The following is a 261-nucleotide window of genomic DNA, read 5'->3' as shown; positions in this document are numbered from 1 at the left end:
CAAGAGAATGTACACTTGAAACGCTGGAAGAAATGCTGGAAAAATTAGAAGTTGTTGTTAACGAACGTCGCGAAGAAGAAAGCGCGGCTGCTGCTGAAGTTGAAGAGCGCACTCGTAAACTGCAGCAATATCGCGAAATGCTGATCGCTGACGGTATTGACCCGAACGAACTGCTGAATAGCCTTGCTGCCGTTAAATCTGGCACCAAAGCTAAACGTGCTCAGCGTCCGGCAAAATATAGCTACGTTGACGAAAACGGCG

General features: G+C 47.9%; 1 protein-coding gene. It reads left to right on the top strand.

The genetic code is table 11. The features are described 5' to 3' along the window. Positions 1 to 261: H-NS family histone-like protein (locus SAZ04_RS22360; protein WP_332699852.1), on the top strand; the 261-nt coding region annotated here is incomplete at both ends.

It is taken from the genome of Halalkalibacter lacteus (assembly GCF_036663595.1).
In the GTDB taxonomy this organism is placed as follows: Bacteria; Bacillota; Bacilli; order Bacillales; family Bacillaceae_D; genus Halalkalibacter; species Halalkalibacter lacteus.
The sequence above is the reverse complement of the archived record's forward strand: the minus strand, read 5'-3'. Positions and strand labels throughout refer to the sequence as shown.